Origin of the sequence: Streptomyces sp. NPDC058741 (assembly GCF_042746715.1) — a bacterium.
Classification (GTDB): Bacteria; Actinomycetota; Actinomycetes; order Streptomycetales; family Streptomycetaceae; genus Streptomyces.
Genome location: NZ_JBHYQH010000027.1, coordinates 70,106 through 84,915 on the forward strand (window position 1 = coordinate 70,106; position 14,810 = coordinate 84,915).

Genomic DNA, 14,810 nt, shown 5'->3' on the forward strand with positions numbered 1-14,810 from the left:
TGTCGGCCACGGCACCGCTCCCGCCCCTGTTCCGGCTCATTCCCAGCGGAACCAGCGGGCGGCCGACGCCGAGAGCACCACCGTCCACACGACGAGCACGCCCAGCAGCCACCCCTGTGGCCACCGGCCCGCGGCCGCCTGGTCCAGGGCGCGTGCGGCGGCGCCGAACGGGGTGCACACGACGGCACGGGCCAGCACCTCCGGCATGGCCGCCACCGGCACCCACACCCCGGCGCAGAACAGCATCGGGAAGACCACCGCGGTGCTCATCGCGGTCGCGCTCCTCGTGGTGCGGGCCCGGGCCGCCACCACGGCTCCCAGGGAGAGGGCGGCCGTGACGGCGAGGAGCAGCGCCAGCAGGTAGCCGAGGGGCTGTTGGGGCAGCCGTACGCCGTGGGCGAGCCGTCCGACGGCGAGCGCGAGCAGCGCCGAGGCCACGGCCGCGAGTCCGTTCACCAGCATCTGGGCGGCCAGCAGGGAGGCGGGCCGGACGGGGGTGGTGGACAGCCGGCGCAGGACACCGTGCTCGCGGTAGCCGGTGAGGACCGGCGGCATCGCCTGCACCCCTGCCATGATCAGGGCCGTCACCACGCACACGGGCACGTAGACGTCGACGATCCGCAGCCCGCCGAGCCCTTCCTGGGCCGCGCGGAAGGACGGCACGGAACCGAGGACACCCAGCAGCAGGGCCGGGAACGCCAGGATCCAGAACAGGCCGCCCGGCTCGCGGACGAACAGCCGCGACTCGGCGCGCACGACGGCCGGGTGGAACAGGGCGGTGCTCATGCCGAGGCCTCGGTCAGGTCCAGGAACGCGTCCTCCAGGGTGGCGTCGGTGACGCGGAGCCGGTGGGCGGTGACGCGCCGGCGGGCCAGCAGGGACAGCAGCGCGTCGACGGTCTCGTCGGTGCCGGACAGCGTGATGCGGCCGTCGTGCAGCGCGAGCCGGGCCAGGGCGGGCAGGCCGGCCAGCTCGCCGGTGTCCAGTGGCGGGTACGGGGTGAAGCCGACGACGGTGGCGCCCGCCGAGCGGCGGATCAGCCCGGCCGGGGTGTCCAGGGCGGCGACCCGGCCCCGGTCGATCACCGCGATCCGGTCGCACAGCCGCCGCGCCTCCTCCATGCCGTGCGTGACGAGCAGGACGGTGACGCCCCGGGCGCGCACGTCCTCGACGAGCCGCCAGGCCTCACGGCGGGCGCGGGGGTCGAGGCCGGTGGTGAGCTCGTCCAGGACGACGATCCGGGGGTCGCCGACGAGGGCCAGCGCGATGGACAGGCGCTGCTTCTGGCCGCCGGAGAGCCGGGCGAACCGGGTGTTCAGCCGCTCCCGCAGGCCGAGCCGTTCGGCCAGCGGACGCCAGTCGGCGGGGTGCGGGTGGAACGCGCTGTACAGCTCCAGCGCCTCCCGTACGGTCAGTTTCGGCTGGAGTCCGCCTTCCTGGAGCTGCGCGCCCAGGACACGGGTGACCCGCTCGTGGTCGGCGACGGGGTCGAGGCCCGTCACACGGACGCGGCCGGAGTCGGGCACGCGCAGCCCCTCGACGCATTCCACGGTGGTGGTCTTCCCGGCGCCGTTGGGGCCGAGGATCCCGAAGACCTCCCCCTCCTCGACGGCGAAGGAGACCCCGTCGACGGCGGGGCGGCCCCCGTAGCTCTTGCGCAGCTCGGTGACTTCGATGACGGGTGCGGTCGGCATACGAGGAGGGTCCCGGAGGGAGCGCGCCCGGCGCATCGGCCGTCCCGCTCGAACGGGCATCAGCCGATCGGCCGATACGGCGGTACGACCCGGGCCGGGCCGCCGTGGCCCGCGCGACCGCGCCGTCGTACGGCCCGTCGAACGCACGGGTCGCGTGAGTCACGGCGGACGCGGACCGGCCGAAAAACCGGTGAGAAGTGTCAGTGGTGAACCGTAGGCTCGCTGCTGATGTCCACGACACCCGCCCCCGCCGAGAACCCGTCCGCCGTACGCACGTTGCTGCGCCTGTGGCCCTACGTGCGGCCCGTGCGGGCGCGGCTGTCCACCGCCGCTTTCGTCGCGATACTCGCCTCCTGCACGGGCCTGGTGATCCCGCTCGTCCTGAAGTGGCTGGTGGACGGGCCGGTCGCCGACGAGGACCCGGCCGGGATGTGGCTCGGGGCGCTGTGGCTGCTGCTGCTCGGCTTCGCGGAGGCCCTGCTGTTCGGGCTGCGGCGCTGGCTGGTGGCGCGCCCGCTGTCGCACGTCGAGGCGTCGATGCGGGCGGAGCTGTACCGGCACCTCCAGCGGCTGCCGGTGTCCTTCCACGACCGGTGGGCGTCGGGGCAGTTGCTGTCCCGGGGCACGACGGACCTGATGCTGCTGCGCATGTTCCTCGCCTTCCCGCTGACGTTCCTGCTGGTCAACGGTGTGACGATCCTCGTCGGCGTGGTCATCATGCTGCTGCAGGACTGGACGCTGGGGCTGGTCGTCCTCGGGCCGGCCGTGCCGGTGCTGGTCACCTGCGTGGTCTTCGAGAAGCGGTACGCCGCTGCGGCCCGGCGCGCCCAGGACCAGGTCGGCGACCTGACGACGGTCGTGGAGGAGAGCGTCCTGGGCATCCGCGTCATCAAGGGCTTCGGCCGCCACCGGAGCCAGGCGCGGGCCTTCCGCGAACTGTCGCGAACCCTGCGGGGCACGGAGCTGCGCAAGGCGCGGCTGCTGGCCACGATCTGGGGCGTCATCGTGACGCTGCCGGAGGTGGCGATCGGGGCGGCGCTGGTGGTGGGGGTCGTCCAGGTGGCCGGCGGGGACCTGTCGGCGGGCACGCTGGTGGCCTTCCTGTCCACGGCGCTGGCGTTGCGGTGGCCGGTGGAGTCGATCGGCTTCCTCCTGGCGATGAGCCAGGAGGCGGCGACGGCCACGCAGCGCTACTTCGAGGTGATGGACGAGCCGCCCGAGGACCCGTCCGCCGCCCCGAGCGACGGTGCCGCCGGGGCCGGGGACCGGGGGCTGCGCTTCCACGGCGTCGCCTTCCGCTACCCCGACGCCGACCCCGGCACCCCGCCCACCCTGAGCCACATCGACCTGCACATCCGGCCCGGCGAGTCCATGGCCCTCGTCGGAGCGACCGGCAGCGGCAAGACGACGCTGACCGCGCTGATCCCCCGCCTGTACGAGGTGACCTCGGGGCGCATCACCCTCGACGGCACCGACATCGCGAGCCTGTCCCGCGAGGCCCTGCGCGCCAGGGTCGCCGTCGCCTTCGAGGAGCCCACGCTGTTCTCCGCCGCGGTCGGCGAGAACGTCCTCATGGGCGCCGGCGGCACCGCCGGCCCGGCCGAGCTGGAACGCGCGCTGGCCGTCGCCCAGGCCGGCTTCGTGCACGCCCTGCCGCAGGGCACCGACACCCGGGTCGGCGAGCAGGGGCTCAGCCTCTCCGGCGGGCAGCGCCAGCGCCTGGCCCTGGCGCGGGCCGTGGTGGGGCAGCCGGAGTTCCTCGTGCTCGACGACCCGCTGTCCGCCCTGGACGTGCACACCGAGGCCGCCGTGGAGGCCGCCCTGCGGCAGGTCCTCGCGGACACCACCGCCCTGATCGTGGCGCACCGCCCGTCCACCGTGCTGCTCGCCGACCGGGTCGCGCTGCTGTCCGGCGGCCGGATCGCCGCGGTCGGCACCCACCAGGAACTGCTGCGCACGAACGCGGAGTACCGGCACCTGATGTCCGGAGCGGCGTCAGGGGAAGAGGAGGAAGCCCGATGACGGCGGCCACCACCGCACCGGCCGGCGGCAAACCCGGCGACCGGCCCACCGCCCCGGGCGACCCGTTCGACCGGGACGTCCTGCCCACGCCACCGGGCGCGACCGCGGCCCTCCTGCGTTCCCTGCTCGCGCCCCTGAAGGCCCGGGTCGCGGTCACCACGCTGCTGCTGCTCGTTCAGCAGGCGGTCGTGCAGGCGGGGCCGCTGCTCGTGGCGTACGCCATCGACCGCGCCGTACCGGCCTTCCGGGCGCAGGACCGCGGGCCGCTGATCGCGGTGGGCGCCGGCTATCTGGCGTGCGCGCTGGCCGCGGGCGCTCTGCAGTACGCCTTCATCGCGGCGGCGGCCCGGGTCAACCAGGACGTGCTGCTGGACCTGCGGGGCCGGATCTTCCGCCAGGCGCAGGCGCTGAGCGTCGACTTCCACGAGCGCTACACCTCGGGCCGGCTCATCTCCCGCTCCACCACGGACGTCGAGTCGCTGCGCGAGCTGCTGGACGAGGGCCTGCAGGAGCTGGTGACGGTCGTCCTGTCCTTCGTCTACATCTCGGCGATGCTGCTCTGGCTGGATCTCGGCCTCGGGAGCGTGGCGGTGGCGTCCCTGCTGCCGCTGTACGCGCTGGTGCGGGGCTACCAGCGGCGGGCCGGGCGGGTGTACCGGGCGCGGTCGACCGCGATCGCGGCCGTCATCGTCAAGTTCGTCGAGACCATGAACGGCATCCGGCCGGTGCGCGCCTTCCGCCGGGAGGCCGCCAACGACGCCGACTTCGGCGTCCTGAACCGGCGGCACGAGCGGACCAACGGCGACGCGCTGCTGGAGATGGCCCGGTACGTCACCGGCTCCCGGCTGATCGCCAACACGGCGGTGGCGGCGATCGTGCTGTGGGGCGCCCACCGGGTCGCCGACGGCACGCTGGCGCTCGGTGTGCTGGCGGCGGCCGTACTGTACCTGCGCCGGCTGTACGACCCGATCGACCGGCTCGGGATGTTCCTCAACTCCTACCAGTCGGCGGCGGCCTCGCTGGAGAAGATCGCCGGGCTGCTCGCCCAGACCCCGTCGGTGCCCGAGCCCGCGCACCCCCGGCGGCTCCCCCCGCCGGCGAGCGAGCACCCGGGCCGGGAGGTCGTCTTCGACGGGGTCCGCTTCGCCTACCGCACCGGCGGCGAGGTGCTGCCCCGCTTCGACCTGACGATCCCGGCCGGGCAGACGGTCGCGGTCGTCGGCTCCACGGGCGCCGGCAAGTCCACGCTGGCGAAGCTGCTGGCCCGCCTCTACGACCCCTCCGACGGCCGGGTGCTGCTGGACGGCGTCGACCTGCGCGACCTCGCCGTGCCCGAACTGCGGCGCGGAGTGGTCATGGTGACGCAGGAGGCGTTCCTCTTCTCCGGCACGGTCGCCGAGAACATCGCGATCGGCCGCCCGGAGGCCACGCGCGCGGAGATCGAGCAGGCGGCGAAGGAGATCGGCGCGCACGACTTCGTCAGCGCGCTGCCCGACGGCTACGACACCGACGTCCGCAAACGCGGCGGTCGCATCTCGGCGGGACAGCGCCAACTGGTCGCGTTCGCACGGGCGTTGCTGGCCGACCCGGCGGTGCTGATCCTCGACGAGGCGACCAGCTCGCTGGACGTGCCGGGCGAGCGCGCGGTGCAGCGGGCGATGGCGACGGTGCTGAAGGGCCGTACGGCCGTGGTCATCGCGCACCGGCTGTCGACGGTGGAGATCGCGGACCGGGTGCTGGTGATGGAGCACGGAGGGATCGTGGAGGACGGCGAACCGGCCGAACTCATCGCGGGGACGGGCAGGTTCGCGGATCTGCACCGGGCGTGGCGGGACAGCCTGGCGTAGGGCACGAGCGGGTGGCCGGGGCAGACGAGGGGTCTCGGCCACCCTCGACCCGCCGGTGAAGCGTTCGTATAGCGAACATGAACTTCCGTTCAACGAACCGTTTCCGGCCATTGTTTTGACGCGCTCCTGACAGAAAGCGCGGTCGCCTGCCACGCTTCCCACGACTGCTGCACAGCAACCCCACCGCAACACCTCCACCTCCCCAGGCCGGGCGACCCCCGGTCCCGCAGAAGGAGCCAGTGTTGAGAAGCAGTTCCTCGCGAAGAGGCACCTCCCACAGACACACCTCCCACACCCCCCGCCGCACCGCGGCCGTGGCCCTCGCCGGCGTCGCCGCGCTGATCGCCGCCGCCGTGCAGAGCGGCACCGCCGTCGCGGCCCCGGAGAAGGCACCGCGGGCCGCGAGCCAGGCGAACCCCGGCTCCGAGTCGGTCAGGCTCACGCCCGCCCAGCGCGCCGCGCTGATCCGCGAGGCCGACGCCGCCAAGGCGGAGACCGCGAAGGACCTGGGCCTGGGCGCCCAGGAGAAGCTCGTCGTCCGTGACGTCCTGAAGGACCGGGACGGCACCGTGCACACCCGCTACGAGCGCACCTACGACGGTCTGCCGGTGCTGGGCGGCGATCTGCTCGTGGAGAGCACGAAGGCGGACGAGACCGCCGCCGTCGTGAAGGCCACCCGCGCCGCGATCGCGCCGGCCACGACGAAGACCGTGGTGCCCGCCGCGAAGGCCCGGCAGCAGGCCCTGACCGCCGGGAAGGCCGAGGAGGCCGGCAGCCCCGGCATCGACCGCGAGCCCCGCAAGGTGATCTGGGCCGCGAGCGGCAAGCCCGTCGTGGCGTACGAGACGGTCGTCGGCGGCTTCCAGCACGACGGCACCCCGCGGGAACTCCACGTGGTCACCGACGCCACCACCGGCGCGAAGCTGTACACGTGGGAGGCGATCGAGACCGGCACCGGCAACACGGTGTACTCCGGCACGGTCGACCTCACGACCACCCAGTCCGGGTCGTCGTACAACCTCACCGACGGCGCCCGCGGCGGGCACAAGACGTACAACCTCAACCGCGGCACCTCCGGCACCGGCACCCTGTTCTCCGGCGCGGACGACGTCTGGGGCAACGGCAGCCCCTCCAACCTGGAGTCGGCCGCCGCCGACGCCCACTACGGGGCGGCGCTCACCTGGGACTACTACAAGAACGTGCACGGCCGCTCCGGCATCCGCGGTGACGGCAAGGGCGCGTACTCCCGGGTCCACTACGGCAACAACTACGTCAACGCCTTCTGGTCCGACAGCTGCTTCTGCATGACCTACGGCGACGGCTCGGGCAACGCCAACCCGCTGACGTCGATCGACGTGGCCGCGCACGAGATGACCCACGGGCTCACCTCGAACACCGCGGGGCTGAACTACTCCGGCGAGTCCGGCGGCCTCAACGAGGCGACCAGCGACATCTTCGGCTCGACCGTCGAGTTCTTCGCCAACAACTCCTCCGACGTGGGCGACTACCTCATCGGGGAGGAGATCGACATCAACGGCGACGGCACGCCGCTGCGCTACATGGACAAGCCGAGCAAGGACGGCTCGTCCAAGGACGCCTGGTACTCGGGCATCGGCTCGATCGACGTGCACTACTCGTCCGGCCCCGCCAACCACTTCTTCTACCTGCTGAGCGAGGGCAGCGGCACCAAGACCATCAACGGTGTCACCTACAACTCGCCCACCTCGGACGGCCTTCCGGTCACCGGCATCGGCCGCGCCAAGGCGGAGAAGATCTGGTTCCGCGCGCTGACCACGAAGTTCACCTCGACCACCGACTACGCGGGCGCCCGCACCGGCACCCTGGCGGCCACGGGTGAGCTGTACGGCACCGGCAGCGCCGAGTACAAGGCGGTCCAGGACGCCTGGGCGGGCGTCAACGTCGGCGCCCGCCCGGGCGGCGGGGGCGGCGGGGGCACGTCCTTCGAGAACACCGCCGACGTGGCGATCCCGGACCGGGGCGCGGCGGTCACCTCGCCGGTCACGGTCTCCGGCCGGAGCGGCAACGCGCCCTCGAACCTCGCGGTCGCCGTGAACATCGTCCACACCTACATCGGCGACCTCAAAGTGGAGCTGGTCGCCCCCGACGGCACGGCGTACCCGCTGAAGGGGTACGGCACCGGCGGCAGCGCGGACAACATCGACACCACCTACACGGTGAACGCCTCGTCCGAACCGGCCAACGGGACGTGGCAGCTGCGGGTGCAGGACAACGCGTCCTACGACACCGGCTACATCAACAGCTGGAAGCTGACGTTCCCGTAAACCCCCAGCTCCGCGGGGCCGGCTGACCCCCGGTCCAGGACGTCGCCCCGGTGGGTTCGCATCCCCCGGGGCGGCGTCCGCTTCCGTGCTCCGGCCGGTCGTCCGCACGTCGATTTCCGGCCGACATCACGCCACACTCCTGACATGTACGCGACTAGAGTGCCACTCTTCCCCCACTCATCGCACAGCACCGCCCCCCACGAAGGAGCTTGCGTGAACTCCCCCCTCCACACGCGTCACAAGCGCACCACGCTGGCCGTCGCCACCGCCGTCGCCGCCGGTGCCCTCCTCACCACCGGCCTCACCTCCGGCAGCAGCGCCGCCGCCGACTCCGCGAGCAAGCCCACGCTCGCCGCCGCCCCCGTCCTGCTCTCCGCGCCCGCCCGCACCGCCCTCATCGAGGAGCAGCAGGCGGACGCCGCACGGACCGCCGACGCGATAGGCCTCGGCGAGCGGGAGAAGCTGGTCGTCAGGGACGTCGTGAAGGACGCCGACGGCACGGTCCACACGCGCTACGAGCGCACCTACGCGGGCCTGCCGGTCCTCGGGGGCGACCTCGTCGTCCACGAGTCGAAGTCCGGTGCGGCCCAGGGCGTCACCAGAGCGACGAAGGCCACGATCAAGGTCACCTCGCTCAAGCCGGCCGTCCCCGCCGCCACGGCCCGGCAGCAGGCCGTGACCCTCGCCCGGGCCTCCGGCTCGGAGAAGACCCAGGCGGACTCCGCGCCCCGCAAGGTGATCTGGGCGGCCGACGGCAAGCCCGTCCTCGCCTACGAGACGGTCGTCGGCGGCCTCCAGGAGGACGGCACCCCGAACGAGCTGCACGTCCTCACCGACGCGGCCACCGGCGAGAAGCTCTACGAGTACCAGGGCATCGAGACCGGCACCGGCAACACCACCTACAGCGGCACGGTGACCCTCAGCACCACCCGGTCCGGGTCGTCGTACAACCTCACCGACGGCGCCCGCGGCGGGCACAAGACGTACAACCTCAACCGCGGCACGTCCGGCACCGGCACGCTCTTCTCCGGCGCGGACGACGTCTGGGGCAACGGCAGCCCCTCCAACCTGGAGACCGCCGCCGCCGACGCCCACTACGGCGCCCAGGTGACCTGGGACTTCTACAAGAACACCTTCGGCCGCAGCGGCATCCGCAACGACGGCGAGGCCGCGTACTCCCGGGTCCACTACGGCAACAACTACGTCAACGCCTTCTGGTCCGACGGCTGCTTCTGCATGACGTACGGCGACGGCTCGGGCAACGCCAACCCGCTGACCTCGCTCGACGTGGCCGCCCACGAGATGAGCCACGGCCTGACCTCCGCCACGGCCCGCCTCAACTACAGCGGCGAGTCCGGCGGTCTGAACGAGGCGACCAGCGACATCTTCGGCGCGGGCGCGGAGTTCTTCGCCAACAACTCCTCCGACGTGGGCGACTACCTCATCGGGGAGGAGATCGACATCAACGGCGACGGCACGCCGCTGCGCTACATGGACAAGCCGAGCAAGGACGGCTCGTCCAAGGACGCCTGGTACTCCGGCCTGGGCAGCGTGGACGTGCACTACTCGTCCGGCCCCGCCAACCACTTCTTCTACCTGCTGTCCGAGGGCAGCGGCGCGAAGACCGTCAACGGCGTGAGCTACAACTCGCCCACGTCCAACGGCTCCACGGTCACCGGCATCGGCCGGACCAAGGCGCTGCAGATCTGGTACAAGGCGCTGACGACGTACATGACGTCGACGACGAAGTACGCGCAGGCCCGCACGGCGACGCTGAACGCGGCCTCGGCGCTGTACGGCGCGAGCAGCACCGAGTACAAGGCGGTCGCGGCCTCCTGGTCCGCCGTCAACGTCAACTGACGCGGCACGGCCGAAGGGCGGCACCCGGGGCGACGGAGGCTCCGGGTGCCGCCCTACTCTTGGTGACCATGTCTTCGGAGGACTTCACCTACGCCGATGTCGGCGCCACCCGCGACGAGGGCTTCTGCCCCGTGGGCTTCCGCCCCATGACCGTGCGCACCCGTCTCGGCGAGGGCGAGGACGTGTTCCGCCGCGCCGCGGAGGCGGTCCTGACCTGGGAGATGCACCGCGCCATGGGCGTGGGCGTCGACACGGGCGCGGCCCGCGCGGCCCCCGGGGTGGACGTCACCGTCGTCCTGGCCGGCATGATCAAGGCCCCCTGCCGCGTGGTCTGGACGGTCGAGGAACCCCGCCGCGCCGGCTGGGCCTACGGCACGCTGCCCGGCCACCCGGAGAGCGGCGAGGAGTCCTTCGTCGTCGACCGCACGGGGGACGGCACGGTCTGGCTGACCGTGCACGCCTTCAGCCGGCCCGCCACGTGGTACGCGAAGGCGGGCGGCCCGGCGACCCGGGGCTTCCAGCACGCCTACGCCCGGCGGTGCGGCAGCGTGCTGCGACAGCTCGCCGCGCCCCTGTAGGGGCGGGGGCCGCGGCGCCATGCGGCTTCGCCGCGTGAGCGCGGCCGGCCCCCGCGGACGGCGAGCTCACCGCATCAGCAGCCCCGCAGCCGCCACCAGTTCCTCGGAAGGCGAGGCGACCAGCCCCAACTCCGCGCTCGAAGCCAGCAGCCGGTGCGCGGGAAGGATCCGCACCGTGTACCCGAAAGGCCCGGTGCGGTCCAGGGACAGCGGCCCCTCGTACAGCCGGCGCCCGTCCTGGTCGGGAGCGCCCACCGGCTTCAGCGGCACGGCCGTCGCGTCGGTGATGCGGTCCTCCTCGTCCACCCGGCCCGAGACGACCTGCACCTCCACGTCGTCGGGCCCGAGATCCCCGAGCCCGACCAGGACCCGCAGTCCCAGCGTCGTCCCCAGCTCGGCGAGCGCCGGGGCCGCGGACGTCTCCACGTGGTCGACCGTCACCCCCGGCCAGGCCGCCCGCACCCGGCCCTTCCACTCGGCGAGGTCCCGTGCCGCGTCCGGTCCCATGGACCGGTGGGACAGAGCCGCCGGCGCGTAGAGCCGCTCGACGTACTCCCGGACCATCCGCCCGGCCAGCACCTTCGGCCCGAGCAGGCTCAGGGTGTTGCGGACCATCTCGATCCACCGGTCGGGCAGGCCGCTCTGCCCGCGCTCGTAGAAACCGGGCGTCACCCGCTGCTCCAGCAGGTCGTACAGCGCCGCGGCCTCTATGTCGTCGCGGTGGTCGGGGTCGGTCCCGGCCCCGTCGGCGGTGGGGATGGCCCAGCCGAAGTCCGGCTGGAACCACTCGTCCCACCAGCCGTCCAGGACGGACAGGTTGAGGCAGCCGTTGAGCGCCGCCTTCATACCGGAGGTGCCGCAGGCCTCCAGCGGCCTGAGCGGGTTGTTCAGCCAGATGTCGCAGCCGGGGTAGAGCTTCTGCGCCATGGCCATGCCGTAGTCGGGCAGGAACACGATCCGGTGCCGCACCCGCGGGTCGTCCGCGAACCGCACCAGCTCCTGCACCAGCCGCTTGCCGCCGTCGTCGGCCGGGTGCGCCTTGCCGGCGACGACGATCTGGACCGGCCGCTCGGGATGCAGGAGCAGGTCCATGAGCCGGTCGCGGTCGCGCAGCATCAGCGTCAGGCGCTTGTACGACGGGACGCGCCGGGCGAACCCGATCGTGAGGACGTCCGGGTCGAGCACGCCGTCGATCCAGCCCAGCTCGGCCGTGTGGGCGCCGCGCTGCCGCCAGGAGGCCCGCAGCCGCTCGCGCACCTCGGTCACGAGCTGCTCGCGCAGCGTCCGCCGCAGTTCCCAGATCTCCTGGTCGGGGATGTCGGCGACGGAGTCCCAGCGGTCCGAGCCGCCCACGGTCAGCGCGTCCTCGGCGCGCTGGACGCCGATCTGCCGGGCGCCCAGCCGGAACACCTCGGGGGCGACCCAGGTGGGCGCGTGCACGCCGTTCGTCACGGAGGTGATCGGCACCTCCTCGGGGTCGAAGCCCGGCCACAGCCCCGCGAACATCTCCCGGCTGACGTGGCCGTGCAGCAGGGACACCCCGTTGGCGCGCTGGGCGAGCCGCAGGCCCATCACGGCCATGTTGAACAGGTTGGGCTCCCCGCCGGGGTAGGTCTCCATGCCCAGCCGCAGGACGCGCTCGACGTCGATGCGGGGCAGTTCGGCGTCGGGGCCGAAGTGGCGGGCGACCAGCTCCCGGTCGAAGCGGTCGATGCCCGCCGGGACGGGCGTGTGGGTGGTGAAGACGGTCCCGGCCCGGACCGCCTCCAGCGCGGAGTCGAAGTCGAGGCCCTCGCCGCAGAGTTCCGCGATGCGCTCCAGGCCGAGGAACCCGGCGTGCCCCTCGTTGGTGTGGAACACCTCCGGCGCGGGGTGGCCGGTCAGCCGGCAGTACGTCCGCACCGCCCGGACCCCGCCTATGCCCAGCAGCATCTCCTGCAGCAGCCGGTGCTCGCTGCCGCCGCCGTAGAGCCGGTCGGTGACGCCGCGCTCGCCGAGGTCGTTCTCCTCGACGTCGGAGTCGAGCATCAGCAGCGGGACCCTGCCGACCTGCGCCAGCCAGATCCGGGCGTGCAGCCGCCTGCCGCCGGGCAGGGCGAGGGAGACCTGGGCGGGGGTGCCGTCGGGCTCCTCGAGCTGGACGACGGGCAGCTCGTTCGGGTCGAGGACCGGGTAGTGCTCCTGCTGCCAGCCGTCGCGGGACAGGGTCTGGCGGAAGTAGCCGTGGCGGTAGAGCAGACCGACGCCGATCAGCGGGACGCCGAGGTCGCTGGCCGCCTTCAGATGGTCGCCGGCCAGGATGCCGAGGCCGCCGGAGTACTGCGGCAGGGCGGCCGTGATGCCGAACTCGGGTGAGAAGTAGGCGACGGCGGCCGGCAGGTCCGCGGGCCGGCTCTGGTACCAGCGGTCGCCGGTCGTGTAGTCGTGCAGGTCGCCCGCGACCGCGGCGAGACGACGCAGGAAACGGCGGTCCCCGGACAGGTCGGCGAGACGCGCGGGCGGCACGCTGCCCAGCAGCCGGACCGGGTCGCCGCCCGAGGCGGCCCACAGCTCGGGATCGACGGACTGGAAGAGGTCACGGGTCTCGGCATGCCAGGACCAGCGCAGATTGCGCGCCAGGTCGCTGAGCGGCCTCAGGGGTTCGGGGAGAACGGGCCGGACGGTGAATCGACGGATCGCCTTCACTTTCCACCTCGTCGCTGGATGGCGCAGGGCAATTGACGCTGGGCTTCATCAAGGTCCCCTACGACAGTACCGGCGTGCGCGCCGCCGATGCCGGTGCTCCGCCGCCCGGTCCGCGATCGGCCGGAACGGCACCCTCCGCGGATATGACCGATTCCACCCCCGCAGGCGTTCTTGTGGGGGTTCGCGCGCCACGAGAGGCCGCCTCCGGCGTACCGGCCCGCGGCAGCCGCACGCGGCCCCGCGCGGCAGCCGCACGCCGAGTCGAGGAGGGGAACGCGGACCGCGACTCGGACGCTCGCACGGCGTCCGCTCCGGCCGGGGGCCCGGCCGCGGCGCTCCGTACCGTGGCGCTGTCGGCCGTCACCCCGCCCGCGCACGCCCCACCTCAGTCCGGGCGGTCCGCGCAACGCCCGGCTGGACGCCGCCGTGCGCGCCTCCGCCGCCTCCGGCGTCACGTACACGGTCGCCGCGGGCAACGACGGCCTGTCCGCCGGTCTCTCCTCCCCCACCGGCGTCCGGCAGGCGATCACGGTCGGCGCGACCGACCGGAGGGATGCGAAACCGGCCTATTCCCACCACGGCCGGGCGCTCGATCTGTTCGCTCCGGGCGTCGCCATCACGTCCGCGTCCGCCGCGGGCGACACCGCCCGCGCCACGTTCCCGGGGACCTCGATGGCGTCCCCGCACGCCGCGGGCGCCGCCGCGCTGTATCCGGCCGATCATGGACGAGCGACTCCGGCGCAGGTCAGCAGGGCTCTGACCGCGGCGGCGACGACCGGAAGGGTCTCGGGCCGCGGAACCGGATCGCCGGACACGTTACTGCGGGTGCCGCCGGGGTAGAGGAAGCGGAAGTCACGCCGAGAGCCCGGCCTCGTCCGTCGTGGACGAGGCCGGTCTTGTGTGTCGACATACGTGTGAGTAGTTAACAAAGTGCCGGATTGCCCACCCGAATAGGGTGGGAAGGCTCCTGCGGGTACCCCTCTCTCTCAGGAGCACCACGCAGGACCCACCTCCCCACAGTCATCCGCCCACCCACGTTGACGCGGACAGGAGCGGTCATGCCCGCCAAGCACCATTCACCAGCACCCCCCAACCGCCGCACGAGCGGGGCGCGCGCCCCCGGCGGCGAAGCACGCCCCGCGCGCCCGGCCGACGCCGGACCGCCGTCGCCGGAGGCGACGGCCGTCGGGCGCATACCCGTCCTCGACGTCCGGCCGGTCGTCCAGCACGGGCGCCGGCCGGCCAAGGCCGTCACCGGGGAGTCCTTCGAGATCTCGGCGACCGTGTTCCGTGAGGGGCACGACGCGGTGGCCGCCAACGTGGTGCTGAAGGACCCCGAGGGCCGTCCCGGCCCGTGGACGCCGATGCGGGAGCTGGCACCCGGGACCGACCGGTGGGGAGCCACCGTCACCGCCGGGGAGCCCGGCCTGTGGACGTTCACCGTGGAGGCCTGGGGCGACCCCGTCGGCACCTGGCGTCACCACGCGCAGATCAAGATCCCGGCGGGCATGGACACGGACGTCGTCCTGGAGGAGGGCGCGCGGCTCCACGAGCGGGCGGCCGAGGGCGTGCCCGGGGAGGGCGGTCCGCGGGAGGTGGTCCTGGCCGCCGTCGCCGCCCTGCGGGACGAGACCCGTCCGCCGGCCGCGCGGCTGGCGGCGGCGCTGACCCCCGAGGTCGGCGAGGTGCTGGGCCGCCATCCGCTGCGGGATCCGGTGAGCAGCAGCGAGCCGCTGCCGCTGCTGGTGGAGCGGGAGCGGGCCCTGTACGGGTCCTGGTACGAGTTCTTCCCCCGTTCCGAGGGCACTCCGGAGAAGCCGC

At 73.3% G+C, this 14,810-nt stretch carries 9 protein-coding genes and 1 pseudogene; 7 read left to right on the forward strand and 3 right to left on the reverse strand.

Annotation, left to right across the window (positions count from 1 at the left end):
* Positions 1–36: 36 nt before the first annotated feature.
* Positions 37–786: an ABC transporter permease gene (locus tag ACFW6P_RS21585; protein ID WP_386356508.1), complete on the reverse strand. Its 750-nt coding sequence runs from the start codon at positions 784–786 to the stop codon at positions 37–39.
* Positions 783–1,694 carry an ABC transporter ATP-binding protein gene (locus ACFW6P_RS21590; protein ID WP_386356511.1) on the reverse strand — a complete coding sequence of 304 codons (912 nt, stop codon included), beginning with the start codon at positions 1,692–1,694 and terminating at the stop codon, positions 783–785. The genes ACFW6P_RS21585 and ACFW6P_RS21590 overlap by 4 nt, the downstream gene beginning before the upstream one ends.
* A gap of 228 nt (positions 1,695–1,922) precedes the next feature.
* On the opposite strand from ACFW6P_RS21590, the gene ACFW6P_RS21595 reads away from it, so the two are divergent.
* The 5 genes from ACFW6P_RS21595 (at position 1,923) to ACFW6P_RS21615 (ending at position 10,304) form a co-directional block, all read left to right on the forward strand.
* Entirely contained in the window at positions 1,923–3,716 is a 1,794-nt protein-coding gene (locus ACFW6P_RS21595) for an ABC transporter ATP-binding protein (RefSeq protein WP_386356514.1), read from the forward strand.
* Complete coding sequence (locus ACFW6P_RS21600) at positions 3,713–5,563, forward strand: ABC transporter ATP-binding protein (protein WP_386356517.1); 1,851 nt, start codon at positions 3,713–3,715, stop codon at positions 5,561–5,563. Before ACFW6P_RS21595 ends, ACFW6P_RS21600 begins: the two co-directional genes overlap by 4 nt.
* 242 nt (positions 5,564–5,805) lie before the next feature.
* Positions 5,806–7,866, forward strand: coding sequence for a M4 family metallopeptidase (locus ACFW6P_RS21605; RefSeq protein ID WP_386356520.1), 2,061 nt, complete (start codon positions 5,806–5,808; stop codon positions 7,864–7,866).
* A gap of 213 nt (positions 7,867–8,079) precedes the next feature.
* The gene (locus tag ACFW6P_RS21610) at positions 8,080–9,726 is read left to right on the forward strand and encodes a M4 family metallopeptidase (RefSeq protein WP_386356523.1); all 1,647 of its coding nucleotides are present in this window, start codon (positions 8,080–8,082) and stop codon (positions 9,724–9,726) included.
* 68 nt (positions 9,727–9,794) lie between these two features.
* Positions 9,795–10,304 (forward strand): DUF1990 family protein, encoded by a 510-nt coding sequence (locus ACFW6P_RS21615; RefSeq protein ID WP_386356526.1) that lies wholly within the window; start codon positions 9,795–9,797, stop codon positions 10,302–10,304.
* A 66-nt stretch (positions 10,305–10,370) separates the two neighbouring features.
* Here ACFW6P_RS21615 and ACFW6P_RS21620 read toward each other — a convergent pair whose 3' ends face one another.
* Positions 10,371–12,989: a glycosyltransferase family 1 protein gene (locus tag ACFW6P_RS21620; protein ID WP_386356529.1), complete on the reverse strand. Its 2,619-nt coding sequence runs from the start codon at positions 12,987–12,989 to the stop codon at positions 10,371–10,373.
* A gap of 384 nt (positions 12,990–13,373) precedes the next feature.
* On the opposite strand from ACFW6P_RS21620, the pseudogene ACFW6P_RS21625 reads away from it, so the two are divergent.
* Together ACFW6P_RS21625 and ACFW6P_RS21630 are read left to right on the forward strand one after the other, a co-directional pair.
* Positions 13,374–13,829 (forward strand): annotated as a pseudogene (locus ACFW6P_RS21625) (S8 family serine peptidase); the annotation flags it as partial.
* Between the two features lie 218 nt (positions 13,830–14,047).
* Positions 14,048–14,810, forward strand: a 763-nt coding sequence (locus ACFW6P_RS21630) for a maltotransferase domain-containing protein (RefSeq protein ID WP_386356532.1), incomplete at its 3' end; no start/stop codon positions are given.